The 19321-nt window shown below is 48.1% G+C and carries 15 protein-coding genes and 1 pseudogene; 7 read left to right on the top strand and 9 right to left on the bottom strand.

The window, feature by feature from the left end; all coding sequences use genetic code 11:
* The 3 genes and pseudogenes from OGX98_RS10775 to OGX98_RS10765 all read right to left on the bottom strand — a co-directional run bounded on the left by OGX98_RS10775 (position 1) and on the right by OGX98_RS10765 (position 3522).
* Positions 1–618 (bottom strand): DMSO/selenate family reductase complex B subunit, encoded by a 618-nt coding sequence (locus OGX98_RS10775; protein WP_045442670.1) that lies wholly within the window; start codon positions 616–618, stop codon positions 1–3.
* A gap of 10 nt (positions 619–628) precedes the next feature.
* A pseudogene (gene ynfE / locus OGX98_RS10770) lies at positions 629–3067 on the bottom strand (selenate/tellurate reductase subunit YnfE).
* Positions 3068–3216: 149 nt separating this feature from the next.
* Positions 3217–3522, bottom strand: coding sequence for a DUF1161 domain-containing protein (locus OGX98_RS10765; RefSeq protein ID WP_045442674.1), 306 nt, complete (start codon positions 3520–3522; stop codon positions 3217–3219).
* A gap of 106 nt (positions 3523–3628) precedes the next feature.
* On the opposite strand from OGX98_RS10765, the gene OGX98_RS10760 reads away from it, so the two are divergent.
* Complete coding sequence (locus tag OGX98_RS10760) at positions 3629–4339, top strand: YnfC family lipoprotein (protein WP_081918235.1); 711 nt, start codon at positions 3629–3631, stop codon at positions 4337–4339.
* 6 nt (positions 4340–4345) lie between these two features.
* On the opposite strand, the gene speG is transcribed toward OGX98_RS10760, so the two are convergent.
* Both speG and OGX98_RS10750 read right to left on the bottom strand, forming a co-directional pair.
* Entirely contained in the window at positions 4346–4906 is a 561-nt protein-coding gene (gene speG / locus OGX98_RS10755; RefSeq protein WP_045442679.1) for a spermidine N1-acetyltransferase, read from the bottom strand.
* Positions 4907–4942: 36 nt separating this feature from the next.
* Positions 4943–5284: a DUF1283 family protein gene (locus tag OGX98_RS10750; RefSeq protein ID WP_045442681.1), complete on the bottom strand. Its 342-nt coding sequence runs from the start codon at positions 5282–5284 to the stop codon at positions 4943–4945.
* A 141-nt stretch (positions 5285–5425) separates the two neighbouring features.
* Between OGX98_RS10750 and OGX98_RS10745 the strand changes: the two genes are divergently transcribed.
* The 4 genes from OGX98_RS10745 to OGX98_RS10730 all read left to right on the top strand — a co-directional run bounded on the left by OGX98_RS10745 (position 5426) and on the right by OGX98_RS10730 (position 10097).
* Positions 5426–5752, top strand: a complete 327-nt coding sequence (locus OGX98_RS10745; protein WP_200013001.1) for a YnfA family protein — start codon at positions 5426–5428, stop codon at positions 5750–5752.
* 107 nt (positions 5753–5859) lie between these two features.
* On the top strand, positions 5860–7074 hold the full coding sequence (rspA, locus tag OGX98_RS10740) for a starvation-sensing protein RspA (RefSeq protein WP_048221489.1): 1215 nt from the start codon (positions 5860–5862) through the stop codon (positions 7072–7074).
* Positions 7075–7134: 60 nt separating this feature from the next.
* Entirely contained in the window at positions 7135–8469 is a 1335-nt protein-coding gene (locus tag OGX98_RS10735) for an MFS transporter (RefSeq protein WP_286595266.1), read from the top strand.
* Between the two features lie 161 nt (positions 8470–8630).
* Positions 8631–10097: a mannitol dehydrogenase family protein gene (locus OGX98_RS10730; protein WP_286595265.1), complete on the top strand. Its 1467-nt coding sequence runs from the start codon at positions 8631–8633 to the stop codon at positions 10095–10097.
* A gap of 76 nt (positions 10098–10173) precedes the next feature.
* Here OGX98_RS10730 and ydfZ read toward each other — a convergent pair whose 3' ends face one another.
* From ydfZ to ydfG, 3 genes are all read right to left on the bottom strand, one after another.
* Positions 10174–10377 carry a putative selenium delivery protein YdfZ gene (gene ydfZ, locus OGX98_RS10725; RefSeq protein WP_045442690.1) on the bottom strand — a complete coding sequence of 68 codons (204 nt, stop codon included), beginning with the start codon at positions 10375–10377 and terminating at the stop codon, positions 10174–10176.
* A gap of 190 nt (positions 10378–10567) precedes the next feature.
* Positions 10568–11254, bottom strand: a complete 687-nt coding sequence (gene rspR, locus OGX98_RS10720) for a DNA-binding transcriptional regulator rspR (protein ID WP_045442691.1) — start codon at positions 11252–11254, stop codon at positions 10568–10570.
* A gap of 86 nt (positions 11255–11340) precedes the next feature.
* The gene (gene ydfG, locus OGX98_RS10715; protein ID WP_286595264.1) at positions 11341–12087 is read right to left on the bottom strand and encodes a bifunctional NADP-dependent 3-hydroxy acid dehydrogenase/3-hydroxypropionate dehydrogenase YdfG; all 747 of its coding nucleotides are present in this window, start codon (positions 12085–12087) and stop codon (positions 11341–11343) included.
* 140 nt (positions 12088–12227) lie between these two features.
* Between ydfG and dcp the strand changes: the two genes are divergently transcribed.
* A complete protein-coding gene (gene dcp / locus OGX98_RS10710; protein ID WP_286595290.1) occupies positions 12228–14270 on the top strand; it encodes a peptidyl-dipeptidase Dcp in 2043 nt (680 codons plus the stop codon).
* A gap of 285 nt (positions 14271–14555) precedes the next feature.
* Here dcp and OGX98_RS10705 read toward each other — a convergent pair whose 3' ends face one another.
* Positions 14556–15089: a response regulator transcription factor gene (locus tag OGX98_RS10705; protein WP_045442694.1), complete on the bottom strand. Its 534-nt coding sequence runs from the start codon at positions 15087–15089 to the stop codon at positions 14556–14558.
* A gap of 1131 nt (positions 15090–16220) precedes the next feature.
* Here OGX98_RS10705 and OGX98_RS10700 point away from each other — a divergent pair.
* The coding region (locus OGX98_RS10700; protein ID WP_286595263.1) for an autotransporter outer membrane beta-barrel domain-containing protein at positions 16221–19321 on the top strand (3101 nt) is incomplete at its 3' end.

Here is a 19321-nt window from a genome sequence, read left to right as displayed (position 1 = left end):
TTACACCTCCCTCGGGTTTGCCAGATAACCGGAGGTATCCCCGGTTGGACGGCTATTGGTGTTAGGTTTGATCACGATATTCGGTTTAGTGAAGTGTGCACCGGGAAGTGGCGCAACGGCAGCCAGCTCTCCGTGCTTTTTACGCAGTTCATCAATCGGGCCGAAATCCAGCGCACGTAGCGGGCAGGATTCAACGCAGATTGGTTTTTTCCCTTCGGCAACACGATCGTGGCAGCCGTCGCATTTGGTCATATGCCCTTTGGCGGCATTGTACTGCGGCGCGCCGTAAGGGCAGGCCATATGACAATAGCGACAGCCAATACATACGTCCTCATCTACGACAACAAAGCCATCTTCGCGCTTGTGCATTGCGCCGCTCGGGCAGACCTTTGTACAGGCCGGATCTTCGCAGTGGTTACACGCGATGGAGAGGTAATAAGCAAAGACATTCTGATGCCAGACACCGTTATCTTCCTGCCAGTCGCCACCTGCGTATTCGTAAATACGGCGGAAACTAACATCCGGAGTTAAATCTTTATAGTCTTTACAGGCCAGTTCGCAGGTCTTACAACCCGTGCAACGGGCGGAATCAATAAAAAATCCGTATTGCGCATTCATAAGCTAATCCTTAAACCTTCTCAATCTCGACCAGGTTTGTATGCTGTGGGTTGCCTTTGGCTAACGGTGACGGACGTTGGGTCGTAAGTGTGTTCACACATGCGCCATGGTCAATTTTGCCGCCAGACATATCGGCGTCGTGCCAGGCACCCTGGCCCATTGCGCTGACTCCTGGGAGAATGCGTGGCGTCACTTTTGCGGGAATTCGTACCTCGCCACGGTCGTTAAATACCCGCACCATATCGCCATTGGCAATCCCACGTTTCTGCGCATCCACAGGGTTTATCCAGACTTCCTGGCGACATGATGCCTGCAAGACGTCAATATTGCCGTAGCTTGAGTGCGTACGAGATTTGTAATGAAAACCAAACAGTTGGAGCGGGAATGTGTTGCGTTTGGGATCGTCCCAGCCTTCAAATGTTGACGCATAGACAGGAAGTGGGCTAATGACTTCATCTTTTTGCAGTTCCCAGGTACTGGCAATTTTTGCCAGCCGGCTGGAATAGATTTCAATCTTGCCCGAAGGTGTTTTAAGCGGATTTCCCTCAGGATCTTCACGGAATTTTTTGTAAGCGACAAAGTGTCCGTTAGGATCTTTTCGTTTATAGATCCCCATTTTCTTCAGTTCATCATACGAAGGGAGTGCAGGGTCTTTTGCCAGCATTTTTGCGTACAAATACTGTAACCACTGCCCCTGAGTGCGTCCTTCAGTAAACTTTTGATATACGTCGTCGCCAAGACGTTTCGCGACTTCGCTCATAATCCAGTAGATCGGCTTACGTTCAAACTTTGGAGATGTTGCCGGTTGAATGAAAATGAGATATCCCATGTTGCCAGCGTAATCGTTAGGAATGATGTCTTCCTGTTCGACGGTCATCAAATCAGGTAGCAGGATATCGGCATATTTGGCCGAGGACGTCATAAAATTCTAAATGACCACGATCATTTCGCATTTCGTGTCATCCTGGAGGATCTCGTGCGTTTTATTGATATCTGAATGCTGGTTAGTGATGGTGTTACCTGCGTAGTTCCAGATAAATTTAATCGGTACGTCGAGTTTATCTTTACCACGCACACCATCCCGGAGGGCGGTCATTTCCGGGCCACGGGTGATAGCGTCTGTCCAGGTAAAGACGGAAATCTGCGTTTTGACCGGGTTTTCCGGTATCGGCATGCGTTCAATCGTAATGGTGTAGGTTGACTCACGTGCACCACTGTTGCCGCCGTTAATGCCGACATTGCCGGTAAGAATAGGTAGCATCGCAATAGCGCGTGAGGCAAGTTCCCCGTTAGCCTGGCGCTGTGGCCCCCAGCCCTGACAAATGTAAGCCGGTTTTGTACTGCCGATTTCTCTCGCCAGTTTAATAATACGGTCGGCTGGGATCCCGGTGATATGAGATGCCCACTGTGGTGTTTTAGCGATACCGTCATGGCCGTTGCCCAGGATATAGGCCTTGTAATGTCCGTTGGCTGGCGCGTCTGCCGGAAGCGTTTTCTCGTCATAGCCGACGCAGTATTTGTCGAGAAATTCCTGATCGACAAGCGCCTCATTAATGAGCACCCATGCGATTCCCGCTACCAGTGCAGCGTCTGTGCCTGGGCGGATAGGGATCCACTCGTCTTCACGACCGGCTGCGGTGTCGGTATAACGCGGATCGATGACAATCATTCGGGCATTTGAACGTTCCCGGGCTTGTTCCAGGAAGTACGTGATACCGCCTCCGCTCATGCGCGTTTCAGCGGGGTTATTGCCGAACATCACCACCAGTTTTGTGTTTTCGATATCAGAGGTGCTGTTACCTAAGTTTGAGCCGTAGGTGTAGGGCATTGCGGCAGCGATTTGCGCGGTACTGTAAGTACCATAATGACTAAGGAAACCGCCATAGCAGTTCATCATACGAGCAACCAGCGAGGCGTAAGGGGAGGAGCGTGTAATATTGCCGCCCACAATGCCTGAGGTGTAGTTGATATACACCGCCTCGTTACCGTACTTCTGCACTGTATTTTTCAAGCTGGTGCTGATGGTATCTAGTGCTTCCTGCCAGCTAATACGCTCAAATTTACCCTCGCCACGTTTGCCAACGCGTTTCATGGGGTAATTAAGCCGGTCCGGATGGTTAATTCTCCGACGAATCGAACGGCCTCTCAGGCAGGCACGAACCTGGTGATGACCATAGATATCATCCCCTGTGTTATCAGATTCAACCCACACCACCTCGTCATCTTTAACGTGGAGTTGCAGAGCACACCGGCTGCCGCAGTTGACGGAACAAGCCCCCCAAACCACTTTTTCTTTAGCTGGTTGTATCGCCTGTTGCACCGCAGCGGCTGCGGTACGCATTCCAAAGGGGAGCGAGATACCCCCAGCTGCAAGCGCTAGCGATCCTATCGCTGAGGATTTAACTAACTCTCTACGACTAATACCTCCATATTGCTTTACTTCAGACATCATTCACCCCATTTTAGTTATCGCTATATATTTGATTTTACAACGAAATAAATAGCATGCTAATGATAGGGTTATTTTACCTACTTATGGGTACGCCGTATTAATGCATATCAAACCAGGGGTAACCCTCCGCGAACGGAGGGGGGGATTTATTGCGGTTCGGCTGCGTGCCCATCCTGGGCAGCGCTATTATTAGTGGAGGTATTTCCGCTGTTGGTACGGATATAGAGGATCTTATGTGTATCGTTCGCACAGTGCCCGACAACCTGGGAATCCGGTTGATCGGCCTGGTCGTTGGGCACGATATTCAGCGTAAAGCTCGATTCCGCAACACCATTATTAATGATGCGTTGCTCAATATCACTTTTAACTCTCTCGCATGAGGCTGGCGCAGCCAGAACCTGCGGAGAAGCGATTATCAGCAAGCTCGCGGCAATTCCTGTGGTGAATTTCATCATCAACTCCTTTCATGACAGACATTAACTAAGATTAGCATTTCTGGTGTAAATAACTGTATTTGCTAATATGATTGAGAATTATCTCTTTATCCCGGTGAAAAATGTGAAGAAACAGACGCTGTTAGGTTTCCTGTGTGTGGTGCTGGTAGGCTGTGACAACGCCAAAGGACTGGTTTCCTTTACGCCGGAGATGGCCAGTTTCTCCAATGAATTCGATTTCGATCCGCTGCGTGGTCCGGTGAAGGATTTCAGTCAGACGCTGCTTAATGATAAAGGTGAAGTTACGAAACGTGTTAACGGTGCGCTCTCACAGGAAGGGTGTTTTGACACGCTGGAACTGCACGATGTGGAAAACAATACCGGAATGGCGTTAGTGCTGGACGCCAACTACTACCGTGATGCTGAAACGATGGAAAAAAGGATCCGGCTACAGGGTAAATGTCAGTTGGCGGAATTGCCGTCTGCGGGAGTGGTGTGGGATACAGACGATAATGGCTTTGTTGTCTCCGCAACCGGGAAAGAAATGAAAGTACAGTACCGGTATGATGCTGAAGGGTATCCGCTGGGAAAAACAACTATCAGCAAGGATAACACGTTGCAGGTGAAGGCCAGTCCATCTGCCGATCCGTTGAAAAAACTGGATTATACCGCTGTGAGTTTGCTGAACGATCACCCTGTAGGTAACGTCAAACAGACGTGTGAATATGATGATTATGCGAATCCGGTCAACTGCCAGCTTGTGATTGTAGACGAGAGCGTGAAGCCGGCAGTTGAACATCGTTACTCAATTAAAAACACCATTGACTACTACTAACCGCTCTTACTGCGCAGTAGGTTGTAACAGGTTGGAGCCTGGTGCTTTGTGTTCCGCCAGATATTGATGCTGGAAGATACACATACGGATGGTGTTACGGTATTGGCCATTGATAAAGAATTCATGGATCAATTCACCTTCTACCATAAATCCAAGTTTGCGGTAGATATGAATGGCCTTTTCGTTTTCCTTATCAACGATCAGATACAGCTTGTATAAATTAAGTACGGTGAAGCCATAATCCATCGCCAGTTTTGCTGCTCGCGTGGCCAGGCCTTTGCCCTGGAAATCCGGGGAAATAATGATCTGAAATTCAGCCCGACGGTGTACATGGTTTATTTCAACCAGCTCCACCAGTCCTGCTTTTTCACCGTCACACTCGACGACAAAGCGTCGTTCGCTTTGGTCGTGGATGTGCTTATCATAGAGATCTGACAGCTCAACGAACGCTTCGTATGGTTCTTCGAACCAGTAACGCATGACGCTGGCGTTATTATCAAGCTGATGAACAAATCGCAAATCTTCACGCTCCAGCGGGCGCAGCTTAACACTGAGGGCGCTTGTCATATCGTATCCTTACAATTCCTTTGGTGAGTACAACTATTATGGTGCAACGGTACGGCCAGTGCGGCGGTCTAAGCAGCGCAGAGTATTAGGTTCCCAGTACGCATTGATATTAGCGCTCTGTTCGCACTTATCGCGGCTGTCAAATGCCGCGTCGGCTTTGTCCCACTCTTTCTCTACACGCGTGTTGACCTTATGACGCAAATTGCGCGTATCGTTCCATTGCTCCTTTTCCATTGCAGCTTGTTGACGGCTTTGTGCACTGTCCCCGGACTCAATGATCAGTTTGCTGGTTTCAGCAAATGAGGAAGAGGTGTAGACAACTGCCGCCAGCGTCAGCATTGCCGTCAGACACAGGCGTTTGCTCAGTGTATTATTCATGGCGAATTCCTTTTATGAGAACGAGAAAAACGATAAAACAGGGCTAAATTCTACACTATTCCGGCTGTAGGGCATACCCGGTCGGCGGATATCAGTATTCTGTCGTATCATGCTTAAACCTAATGTAACTGAATAACTTCAATGCTTAAGACTACACTACTTTTTTTCATAACAGCGTTGTGCGAAATAATGGGCTGTTTTTTGCCCTGGCTATGGCTAAAGCGCGGTGCGACAGCATGGTTGCTGATCCCGGCTGGCGTGTCGTTGGCCGCATTTGTCTGGCTGCTGACGTTGCATCCGGCAGCGAGCGGGCGGGTATATGCCGCTTATGGTGGCGTTTATGTCGTTACTGCGCTTCTGTGGCTTCGCATTGTTGATGGCGTAAAACTCAGTCTGTATGACTGGTCTGGTGCGCTGATCGCACTATGCGGAATGTTGATCATCGTAGCGGGATGGGGGCGCGCATAGCGCCTTTTTTGTGACCGGTTAGCGTTTTTTTGATCATCATACTTGTATGGTAGTAGCTCAGTTGAGTAAATTTCCTGCATCACAAGAAGAGATGTAAGGAATAAAGAATGAAGATTGTAGGGGCTGAAGTTTTTGTCACCTGTCCGGGACGTAATTTTGTCACACTGAAAATCACGACGGAGGACGGGATCACCGGGCTGGGGGATGCCACGCTGAACGGACGAGAGTTATCCGTTGCATCCTACCTTAAAGATCACGTGTGTCCGCAGCTCATTGGGCGTGACGCGCACCGCATTGAAGACATCTGGCAATTCTTTTACAAAGGCGCTTACTGGCGTCGTGGTCCGGTAACCATGTCAGCAATTTCTGCTGTCGATATGGCGCTGTGGGACATCAAAGCGAAGGCCGCGAACATGCCGCTGTATCAGTTGCTCGGGGGCGCATCCCGCGAAGGCGTGATGGTTTACTGCCACACAACAGGCCATACCGTTGATGACGTGCTGGAAGATTACGCCCGTCATAAAGAGATGGGCTTCAAAGCGATTCGCGTGCAGTGTGGCGTACCGGGTATGAAAACGACCTACGGGATGTCTAAAGGTAAAGGTCTGGCCTACGAACCTGCTACCAAAGGCCAGTGGCCGGAAGAGCAACTGTGGTCGACGGAAAAATACCTCGATTTCACGCCTAAGCTGTTTGAAGCCGTACGCAATAAATTTGGTTTTAACGAACATCTTCTGCACGACATGCACCATCGTCTGACGCCGATTGAGGCCGCTCGTTTTGGCAAAAGCATTGAACAATACCGCCTGTTCTGGATGGAAGATCCGACACCTGCTGAAAACCAGGAGTGCTTCCGTCTGATACGCCAGCATACGGTCACACCCATTGCGGTAGGGGAAGTCTTTAACAGCATCTGGGATTGCAAACAGCTGATTGAAGAACAGCTGATCGACTACATTCGTACCACCATTACCCATGCCGGTGGCATCACTGGTATGCGTCGCATTGCTGATTTTGCCTCTTTATACCAGGTCCGTACCGGCTCTCACGGTCCTTCAGATCTGTCTCCGGTATGTATGGCCGCCGCACTGCATTTTGATTTGTGGGTTCCGAACTTCGGTGTTCAGGAATATATGGGTTACTCCGAGCAGATGCTGGAAGTCTTCCCGCATAACTGGACATTCGATAACGGCTACATGCACCCAGGCGACAAGCCGGGTCTGGGTATTGAGTTCGACGAAAAACTCGCGGCGAAATATCCGTACGATCCGGCTTATCTGCCCGTCGCACGCCTGGAAGATGGCACATTGTGGAACTGGTAAATATAAATTTCACGTACAAAAGATGTTGATTAGCCCAATACCCTATAAAAGGTAAAACCTATGGTTAGTTCAGTCGATATTAAAAATGGCGCAGGTAATAAACCTATTATTCGTCGAGTTGCCTCTGCATCAGCAATTGGTACTGCTGCTGAATACTATGATTTTTTTGCGTACGGAACAGCAGCCGTACTCTTTTTTGGTCATCTATTTTTCCCGAGTGACGACCCATTAATTAGTACGCTTGCTGCTTTTGCAACCTATGCAGTCGGTTTTTTGGCAAGGCCATTAGGCGGAATTGTATTCGGTCATATTGGCGATAAGGTGGGACGTAAAAAAGCACTGGTCATTACCATCTTAATTGTTGGCTTAGGGACGTTTTGTATTGGGTTGCTACCGACCTATGAAAAAATTGGTATTTGGGCTCCAACCCTGCTTATATTCATTCGCGTATTGCAAGGGTTTGGGGTTGGGGGAGAGCAGGCTGGCGCAGTGTTGATGACTGCTGAATATTCTGAACCCAAACACCGTGGTTTCTTCTCTAGCTGGGTTCAAATCGGTGCACCTGTTGGCTTCCTGTTGCCATTAGCACTTTTTGCCTTTTTGAATGCCACGCTCTCGCCTAAGGCGATGATGGACTACGGATGGCGCATACCATTCTTGCTTAGCTTATTATTGGTTATTGTTGGTCTGTTTATCCGCTTAAAAATAGATGAATCTCCAGTGTTTGCTCAAATTAGAGAGACTAAAGCTGAAGAGTCCCGTCCATTAGTTGAGGTTGTTCGCGATTTTCCTGGGATTGTCGTCAAGGGAGTATGCGCAAAACTGATTGAAGCTTGCACATTTGCGATGTTTACAGTGATTGTTTTAGCCTACGGTAAGGCAAACAATCTTGATGCTAATATTTTGATGGAGACAATGATTGTTGCAGTAATAATAGAAATTATTGCAATACCCATGATGGGATCGTTGTGTGACAGGATCGGGCGCAAGCCAGTGTATATTATTGGCGCACTTCTTCAGGTCATCATGATTATTCCATTCTTCCTTGCGATAAATCAGGATAGTTTCTGGCTTACTCAATTAGTGATGATTCTGGTTTTGAGTGTCGGTCATAGCATGTGTTATGCACCTCAGGCCTCTTATTTCCCAGAACTGTTTCCAACGCATATTCGCTGTAGCGGTATCGCTTTGATTTGGCAGATGGGATCGCTGATTGGTAGTGGAATACTTGGCTTAGTCGCGGTGAAGATTCTGCAGGTCACTGGTGGGCATTATTATGGGCTTGCAACTTACGTTATTGTCTTGGGGGTTATCTCCATAATAGGTTTACTGATGATGCCGGAAACTGCACCACAGCGGCTTAAACGTGAATATCAGCAGTGGCAAAAGCACTAATACGAGCTGGCGGCTTCAATGCCGCCCCCTCTCATCTAGTTTGGTATATATCTTCAAATGATGTCATACCAATACTAAAAAGCTTAATGCATATCAAAACATACAACCATACAGGCGTTACTCTGAGACGGTCCTGATTTCATTGATAAGTAGGTCATACCATGCAAAACAAACTCTTAGCAGCCAGGGCAGCAATTCCTGACTACGATCGTTCCAAATTGGTACCGCGTATTGTTCATCTGGGATTTGGTGCGTTTCACCGCGCGCATCAGGGTGTTTACGCTGATATCCTGGCCGCTGAGCACAGCAGTGACTGGGGTTATTATGAAGTTAACTTGATTGGTGGTGAGCAACAAATTGCCGATCTGAAACAGCAGGATAATCTGTATACCGTCGCGGAAATGTCGGCAGGTGCCTGGACAGCGAGAGTAGTTGGCGTAGTTAAAAACGCGCTGCATGCGCAGGTTGATGGTCTTGAGGCCGTTTTTTCCGCTTTGTGCGAACCTCAGGTGGCTATTGTCTCCCTCACCATTACCGAGAAAGGATATTGCCACTCTCCAGCAACCGGGCAACTGATGCTGGAAAGTCCGATGATAGCCGCCGACCTGCAAAATCCTCATCAGCCCAAAACAGCAGTGGGGGTTATCATTGAGGCACTGGCACGCCGTAAAGCCGCAGGCTTACCAGCGTTTACTGTGATGTCTTGCGATAACATGCCAGAAAACGGTCAAGTTATTCGTGACGTTGTCACTTGTTATGCTCATGCAATTGATGTCGAGCTGGAGAAATGGATTGTTGAAAACGTCACTTTCCCTTCGACCATGGTTGACCGTATTGTACCGGCGGTGACGGCCGACACGCTTGATAAAATTGAACAACTTACTGGTGTGCGCGATCCGGCTGGCGTAGCCTGTGAGCCGTTCCGTCAATGGGTCATAGAAGATAGCTTTGTCGCCGGACGCCCGGAATGGGAAAAAGCGGGTGCTGAACTGGTCAGCAATGTGCTTCCTTATGAAGAGATGAAACTGCGTATGTTGAACGGCAGCCATTCATTCCTCGCATATCTGGGGTATCTGGCTGGTTATCAGCATATCAATGACTGTATGGAAGATGAAAATTACCTCCGGGCAGCGCGTGAGCTAATGTTGCAGGAACAGGCACCGACTCTGAAAGTGCAGGGCGTGGATTTGCAAGGATATGCCGATCGCCTGATCGCCCGTTACAGTAACCCGGCATTGCGTCACCGTACCTGGCAAATTGCGATGGACGGTAGCCAAAAACTGCCTCAGCGTATGCTCGATTCCGTCCGTTGGCATCTTGTGCACGACAGTCGTTTCGATCTGCTGGCACTGGGCGTAGCGGGCTGGATGCGCTATGTCGGCGGTGTTGATGAACAGGGACAAGCGATTGACGTTAACGATCCGCTATTACCGATTATCCAGAATGTGGTGCAGAACAGTAATGAAGGTGAAGATCGTGTGCAGGCTTTACTGGCTATCGATGCGATTTTTGGCCGCGAACTGCCTCAGGTTGAACGGTTCAAAACCAAAGTCACAGAAGCGTATCTTGCTTTGCTGGCTAATGGAGCGAAGGCAACGGTTGCGAAGTATGCCGCGAAATTGAAGTAACACAGTAAAACTTATATGTCGCCATCCGGCTTTTACTACAGCCAGATGGCGCGTTATTTTCTGGCATTCACACCAATTAGTTCATTCCCAGACGAATCAGTTCGAGGGGGGCATATTTGCCTTCACAACCTTCAATTTCCACTGTTTTACCGCGACGAATTTGTTCAGCGGTCAGACCATCGGTGTCAATTGTTTTGATTCGACCAGTGATTCCGGTGTCGCTAATCATGACACGGCTGCCAGTAGTAATTGCGTTACGGTTACGATCGTATGTTTTCATGGTGTTTTCTCCTTTCCAACTTACCGTTAAAGCCCGTGGGCTTTTACTCCCACGTAACGGGCGCAATATAAATACGCTTATCGTTAAGGATTTTTTTTGTTTTCGATCAAAATCACAGCTTTTTTTATGTGGATATGCAGACAGGGATAAAGTACGGGGAAGCTCACCTCTGTACGAGGTGAGACAAGGGTTATTCTTCGCTGAACCAGTCGCTATTTTCCTGGCGGATTTGTTGCACGGATTCGCTGATCTCTTGCAAATGCAACGTCATGGCGCGTTCTACTGCGTCGCCATCGTGTTTTTGTAGTGCAGAAAAAATATTCATATGCTGGCGCAACAACATTTCCGGTGGTGAAACATGGTCAAAACTCATATAGCGCACCCGGTCAACGGTTGCTTTCAGGTTTTCAATGGTGTCCCACGCTAACTGACAGTCGGCAATCTCGGTAAGAAGTTGATGGAAGTTATCATCAAGCTCAAAAAAGTCATCAAGTTGCTTGCGCTCAATGGCAATGCGTTGCTGATGAAGATTTTGCTCCAGTTGGTAGCACTGGCTTTCAGTGATCATCGATGCAGCCCGACGCGCCACAGCACACTCAATGGCCTGGCGGATAAAACTGCCGTTGCGTACTTGGGTCATTGAGATTTTATTAACGTAACTGCCGCGCTGCGGACGGATCTGAATCAGACCGTTCTCCGCCAGTTTAATGAATGCTTCGCGAACGGGTTGGCGTGACACATTAAAGCGTACGGAAACCTCTTTCTCTGAAAGCGGTGTGCCAGGTGCAATCAGGCAATGCACGATGTCGCGACGAAGAATACGGTAAATCTGCTGATTTACTGGCTGTGTAGGGTTGAGCTGCGTTTCTACGGTCATTCATTCTTACTTTTTAGAGAGTTAACCTGTCTACTTTATCACTTATTTGATGCTATCTATACCCGGCACGAGGCCGGGTATAAAAATTAACGCCGATGGACGCTAAGACCTGCAAAAGACTGTGTGACTGGCATCATTTCAAGGGTGTTAATGTTGACATGGGCAGGTAACGAAGCAACCCACCAAACTGCCTCGGTAACATCTTCCGGTGTCAGTGCTGTGGTGTTTTCGTAGGTTTTTCCGGCTTTATCATCATCACCTTTGAAACGCACATTAGAGAACTCCGTCCCTCCAACCAGGCCCGGCTCAATATCGGTAACGCGCACCGCTGTTCCATGTAAGTCCGTACGTAAATTCAGACTGAACTGGCGAACAAATGCCTTTGTCGCGCCATACACGTTACCACCAGCATACGGCCAGCTACCGGCGGTAGAGCCGATATTGATAATATGACCGCGATTGCGTTCGACCATGCCGGGCAGGACGGCACGGGTCATATAAATCAGACCTTTGTTGTTGGTATCTATCATCGTTTCCCAGTCATCGACGTTGGCCTTATGGGCAGGTTCGAGACCCAACGCCAGGCCCGCATTGTTGACCAGAATGTCAATGTTGCGCCATTGTGCAGGGAGGGATGCCAGCATCTCTTCAATAGCCGCGCGATTACGGACATCAAGTTGTGCGGTGTAGATGTTGTCGCCCAACTCATCTTTCAGCTCCTGCAGGCGCTCCAGACGGCGTCCGGTGGCAATAACTTTATGCCCATTCTCAATAAAACGACGCGTAATGCACTCACCAAAACCTGCGGTTGCTCCGGTTACTAAAACGATCATCTCACTGTTCCTCAACGCTTTTTATGTGCTATTACCATAGCACGTCATTTCTGTTCAGGGCTATTGCTGCTTAACGAGATTGCGGTCGATTCCCGCGAGGCATACTCTAATAAACAAATCGTTTTCAGGAGTGAAAGATGTTGTTAACGAACCCTTTTTTGCAATGCAGCACCTTGCCTTATCAGGCCCCACAATTTGATCAAATTAAAGAGTGTCATTATCGTCCCGCTTTTGATGAAGGTGTGCGGCAAAAACGAGCTGAAATCGCTGCAATTGCGCAAAATCCACAGGTTCCTGATTTTGCGAATACGCTGCTGGCGCTTGAACAAAGCGGGGCATTGTTAACGCGTGTTACCAGTGTTTTCTTTGCGATGACCGCGGCGCACACGAACGATGAACTACAGCGGCTTGATGAGGAATTTTCCGCCGAGCTTGCAGCGCTGGCGAATGATATTTATCTCGATAGCGCACTTTTTGCGCGTGTAGATGCCGTCTGGCAACAACGTGGATCACTGAAGCTGGACAGCGAATCATTACGTTTGTTGGAAGTGGTTCACCAGCGTTTTGTTCTGGCAGGCGCGCAGCTTAATGAGGCCGATAAAACTCGCCTGAAAGCACTCAATACAGAATCGGCCACCTTAACCAGCCAGTTTAATCAGCGATTGCTCGCGGCAAATAAATCAGGCGGTCTGGTGGTAGATGATGTCCGACTGCTGGATGGCTTAAGCGCGGATGAGTTGGTTATTGCCGCTCAGGCAGCAAAGGAGAGGGGGCTAACTGCCCACTGGGTTATTCCATTACTGAATACCACCCAACAACCTGCGCTTGCTGTGTTACGCGATCGTCAGACTCGCGAAAATCTGTTTACCAACGGCTGGACTCGAGCTGAAAAAAACGATGCAAATGATACCCGCGCAATTATTCGTCGGCTGGTGGAAATCCGTGCCCAGCAAGCCAGATTACTCGGCTTCGCGAATTATGCTGCGTGGAAAATTGCGGATCAGATGGCAAAAACTCCGGAGGCGGCGCTTTCTTTTATGCGGGCTATCGTTCCGGCAGCGCGTCAGCGAGCGTTAGCTGAACAAAACGAAATTCAGAAAGCGATTAATCAAGAACAGGCTGGATTTAGTGCCCAGGCCTGGGACTGGGCCTTTTATGCCGAACAGGTACGCCGTGAAAAATATGCGCTTGATGAGGCTCAACTCAAGCCCTATTTTGCTTTAGAGACAGTGCTCAGTGACGGTGTGTTCTGGACGGCAAATCAGCTCTTTGGCATTAAATTTATTGAGCGTTTTGACATTCCTGTTTATCACCCTGATGTGCGAGTGTGGGAAATTTTCGATCACGACGGTGTGGGGTTGGCACTGTTCTATGGTGATTTCTTTGCACGGGAAACGAAAAGCGGTGGTGCCTGGATGGGGAATTTTGTTGAGCAATCGGTGCTTAACGAAACCAGACCCGTGATTTACAACGTGTGCAACTATCAGAAACCCGCGAACGGTCAGCCGGCGTTGCTGTTGTGGGATGATGTCATCACACTGTTTCATGAGTTTGGGCATACCCTGCATGGATTGTTCGCTACACAACGATATGCAACGCTGTCAGGAACCAATACTCCACGCGATTTCGTTGAGTTTCCATCGCAAATTAATGAGCACTGGGCGAGTCATCCGCAGGTTTTTGCCCGTTTTGCTCGCCATGTTGAAACGGGGGAAACTATGCCCCAGACGTTGCAGGACAAGATGCGACGAGCCAGCCTGTTTAACAAGGGTTACGATATGACTGAGCTGCTGAGTGCAGCGTTGTTGGATATGCACTGGCACAGTCTGGACGGGAACGTATCATCTTCATCAGTAGACGAGTTTGAGCAACAGGCGCTTGAAGAGGAGGCGTTAAACCTCGAGGCTGTTCCGCCACGCTATCGCAGCAGTTATTTTGCCCATATCTTCGGCGGTGGTTATGCCGCAGGCTATTACGCCTATCTGTGGACGCAAATGCTGGCTGACGATGGTTATCAGTGGTTTGTGGAGCAGGGGGGATTAAACCGCGAGAATGGGCAAAAATTCCGTGAGGCGATTTTATCGCGTGGTAACAGTTCTGATCTCGCTGAACTTTATCGTCAGTGGTGTGGTCGTGATCCGCGTATGGAGCCTATGCTGGCCCATCGTGGGTTAAGCGCGTAAGGCTTGTTCAAATAGAGTGAAGAACCGGGTGTAAAACCCGGTTTTGTCCTGGATTTCGTTCCCAAAAGCTTCACCTGATTCACAGAGCGGTCGTTATTCGTACTAGCGAGCCGCATCATCCAGTTTATTACTCAGTCCCTCGCAGGGACTGAATATAAAACAGCCAAAATCGACCATCAGGAAAACATGGCCATCAGAGTTTGCCGCACAAATCAGGCGATAAAGGAACGGGAAGGCATAAACAGGGCGGATTTGAGGTTCGTTGCCTGGTGCTGATAAGCCTGGTTATTCAATCGTATGGATGATTTTCATATATTTGATTAATAAATTTAAGGTGTTAATAAGATCCTGTTGGGTTTTTAGCCCAAGCTTTGTCATTGCACTCCTTTTATGGGAGCTAATGGTTTTAATGCTATTGCCAGTAAGTAGACTGCAGGTGTCGGGAGTGATGCCGCAGGCAAGAGCATGAATGGTGGCGACTTCCTTTTCTGATAACCTATATCGATGTTGAACGCTGTTAATAACATCATTACTGCCACAAGTTAAGGCATTAATCTTTTTCCTGATGTCTTTTACTGACATTGTCATATCTATGGTTTCTCCCTGTTTAACCTCAGTTGAAAACAACTCCTTCCATCCAATGTTATATTTTTTTGGTGTAATATAAACAATAAACCCGTCAAAATCAGCAGCCGATAGCTCTGACAGATATGTGATATCTATAAAGACAAGCCTCTTGGTTTTGCTCTCATCGAATGCATTCTTAACTAACGAAGATAGTCCTATATGAAGATATAAATTTTCAGTAATGATGCGCATAACAGCACTCACAGTCGTAAATTACCTAAGTCCCCCCAAATTACTGTATCACTTTGTGAGTTCCTTAAGAGCTAAGTAGTTCACCACATATCTCTTGCAAATGGTTTGCTACCAAACAATAACTAATGAAACAATAAGTGTTGAGCAGGGCGTAACAATGACACGCTTCTCGTTAATTTCGCTGCATATAAAAAACAAAAAAAACACATAATGCAAATTAATATCATAAAAACAACGATTGAATAGTTTTAATTTCAAAAGCAGTGTTGCATAACCTTATGATTTTTAATTGGTTATATTGTGTTGATTGCAATTTGAACAAATTAATGTGTCACAAATCATACTGTGATATCTATTTGATTTTAATGTAAAAAACAAATATCAAAACTAAAGTAATACTAAATGTTTCATTTGAAGGTTGGCTGTGCTGAATATCCGAAAGTTATTAATAGTTTGATTCTATTGATTCAAAAGTATTGATTACTGATAGCCCGTTAAAACGCTGTCTGAATTGGCGTGCAAGAGGTAGGATATTATTAATTTGTAAAACGCCACGCGCTAATGGTGATTTTAGGAGTCAAGCTTCATTTGCATGGAAAGATCCTAAATTGTCATTATCATCCCGATTAAACTTTGAATAATTATGGAGCGGCGTTATTATTCGATAAATCAAGAAATGGCTTGCCATAATCTGCACTTGTGCCTGTGTTTAGCTAACTTTTCGTGAATTAGAATGTAAGGATATTCATTTGTATGTTGTGAAAGTGTTATCTGTAGTTTAATGACTTTCATTTAAGAATGTTCTGTGTGAAATATATCAGAGTTCTGAGTTACTACCCCTTGGTTATTATTGCGGGGGGAGATTAAAAATCTATTCATTCTGAACATGTGCCGCTGTCTATGCAGGAATGAGCATGCTTAACTGATTCACTTCTAATTCTGACCTATGAAGGTATCCCTCCTGTAAATGTAAAAAATGAAAGTATTACCTATAAGGTGGCTGCGCTACCTTTTTCATTATGCAACTAAGCACATATGCAGGCGATATCATCTACGGAGCTTGACCTTATATAGGTTTGGGAAAAATCTCATACCAAAATCTTAACTACCTGAAGGGTATGGCTGAAATTTATGAATACTATTTATAATATTGTCTGGAACCATTCACTTATGGCGTGGACTGTTGTTTCAGAATTAGGAAAAGGGAAGGTAAAAAGCTCTTCCTCTAAAGGAACCAGTTATAACGGAATTAAAAGTACATTAATTATTGCCCCGGCGTTACTGATTATTGCTGGCGGGGTAAGCGCCCATGACGTAAGTGGTATTGTCTATACCGACGGTTCGTCTTTCTCAAATTCACTTTCAGGCGATGAGCACGCTATCGTTTCCGGTAAAGCGCGTATCCTGGGTGCGAACCAGCCCTACGCGGGGAGTAACGGGAATATCACCGGTACGGTGACGACGGATAAAAACGCATCGTCAACTCACGACGATTTCGGTACGGATGAAATCAATATTACGAACGGCGCCACCCTGATCGCGCAAACCACAGGCAAATTTGATTTTGATAACAAACTGGTTGGTGATGGTGCTCTTATCGCCGACAACAACAATGGAAATTTCAACTTTACCGCAGCGGCGGGCGATCAATTTGCCGGGGATGTGACTCTCAAAAACGACCACTTCGCCCTGGAAAGTACCAATACCACCGCGCTCACCAATGCGACGCTGCATATCGGAAGTGGGAATATCACCACCGTTGGTACCGGAACACAAAATATTGGCGGGCTAGTTTTTGAAGGCGGTACTCTGGTATTTGGCGATGTTTCACCGGGTACTACCACCAGCGATCGTGTTATTGAGACCAATAATGAACTCGATTTGACCGGTAGTGGGACGGTCAAAATCACCAACGATGGATTCTTTGATAACCAGCCGCAAACGCCAAACTCCGTTGCACCGCTGCTTCAGCAGGATAATACAGGGACAATGGTTGAGCTGATCGGCGCTAACGGGAAGGTCATCGGGAATGGCGGCAATCTCACCCTTATCGACCAGGACGGTAAAGTCATCTCAAATAAGGTGACCACAACTGTTGTAAGAAACGGATATATCGCGGCTGAAGCTATCTACGATTACCGTCTGACCAGTGGCGATAATAGCGATGGCTTGTATGTTAACTATGGCTTAGTCGAGCTTGAACTGGTGAATAGGGGCGACAATTCGCTGACGCTGAATGCGGAAGGCAACACCGGCAACGCCGCCGATCTCAGTGCTAAAATCACCGGTACCGGGGATTTGCGTATCGACACCGACACCGACGTGAGCTTATCTAACAATGCTAACAGCTACACAGGTAATACTGATGTGGTCGCCGGTACCCTGAAAATGGGCAACGATAATGTACTGGGGGATACTCACTTGCTGACCGTTCACAGCGGCAGCAAGTTCGACATGAACGGCCATGCTCAGTCCTTGCGAAACATAGTGACAGAAGCCGGCAGTGTACTGGACTTTAACCAGGGCACCCTGACCATGACAGACGGTTGGGGGGGCAGAACCATTGCTGGTGATTTGACGGGTGATGGGCAACTGATACTGACTAAAGGTGCCCGTGTGATTATTAGCGGTAGTGGCGCGGGAATGACCGCCAACACCACCAATGACTCCGGGAATATTACGTTGTTATCTGCTGATGGCCTGGGCAGCGGCGACGTTGATAACCGTGGTTGGATCACACTCGGCCAGGATGGCGTTAATGCAGCTGTCACCGACTATCATACCGGCTCCATGAACAACAGCGGTACGGTGACGATAGGTTACCGTGACGCCGCATATAAACCGGTGGCAGGCACCACGCTGACTGTGAATGGCAACTACACGGGAAATGGCGGGCACCTGCTGCTTAATACCGTGCTGGGCAATGACAGTTCAGTAACTGATAAGTTAGTGGTTACTGGCAATACCTCGGGTAATACCGATGTTAGCGTCACCAATGCCGGGGGTAATGGTGACTACACGCTAAATGGCATCGAGATTATCAGCGTAGGCGGTAAATCTGACGGTATCTTTACTCAGAAGGGCCGTATTGTGGCCGGGGCTTATGACTATTCACTGGTCCGCGGTACCGGCGACAATAGCAGCAACTGGTATTTAACCAACACAATGCCACCGGTTGACCCTGTTGATCCTCCCGTTGACCCCGTGGATCCACCTGTCGATCCCGTAGAGCCGCCAGTGGACCCTGTCGACCCTCCCGTTGATCCTGTAACACCGCCGGTTGACCCCTCTGATGAAACACATGTTAACCGCCCTGAAGCAGGTAGCTATCTTGCAAACATTGCGGCTGCGAACACGTTATTCAACACCCGTCTGCACGACCGTCTGGGGGAAACGCAGTACGTTGATGCTCTGACTGGTGAGAAGAAAGTTACCAGTCTGTGGCTACGCCAGGTCGGTAGTCATAATAACTGGCGTGATGGCAGTGGTCAGTTGAAAACACAGAGCAACAGTTATGTCGCACAGTTGGGTGGCGATGTTGCGCAGTGGTCAACCGATGGTCTGAACAGAGGCCACCTGGGTCTGATGGCGGGTTACGGTAATAACCACAGTTCTACCCGTTCTTCCGTCACGGGTTATGGTTCAAAAGGTTCGATAAACGGTTACAGCGTTGGCGCTTACGGCACCTGGTTTGCCAGCGATGCGGATAAAGCAGGGTTGTATGTGGACAGCTGGCTCCAGTACAGCTGGTTCAACAACCAGGTTAACGGGCAGCAACTGGCCAGCGAATCCTACAAGTCTAAAGGCTTTACGGCCTCGCTGGAGACGGGTTACACCCAGAAACTGGGCGAGTTTGCTGGCAGCAAAGGGACGCTTAATGAATGGTTTATCCAGCCACAAGCCCAGGCCACCTGGATGGGTGTGAAAGCAGACAACCATCGTGAAGCCAATGGAACCCGCGTTAGCAGCGGTGGCGACGGTAACGTACAAACCCGTCTGGGCCTTCGTACGTACCTGAAGAGCCATCATGCGATGGATGACAACAAAGACCGTACTTTCGAGCCGTTCATTGAAGCCAACTGGTTGCATAATACGCGCAGTTATAACGTGAACATGGATAATGTCCACATCAACCAGGCTGGCGCCCGCAACATTGGCGAAGTCAAAGTGGGTGTTGAAGGACAGATTAACCCTCGGGTCAATCTGTGGGGCAATGTCGGCGCTCAGATGGG

It is taken from the genome of Citrobacter sp. Cm046, from assembly GCF_030333065.1.
Lineage (GTDB): Bacteria > Pseudomonadota > Gammaproteobacteria > Enterobacterales > Enterobacteriaceae > Citrobacter > Citrobacter murliniae.
Note: the sequence above shows the minus strand (reverse complement) of the source record. Positions and strands in the feature narration are given on the sequence as shown.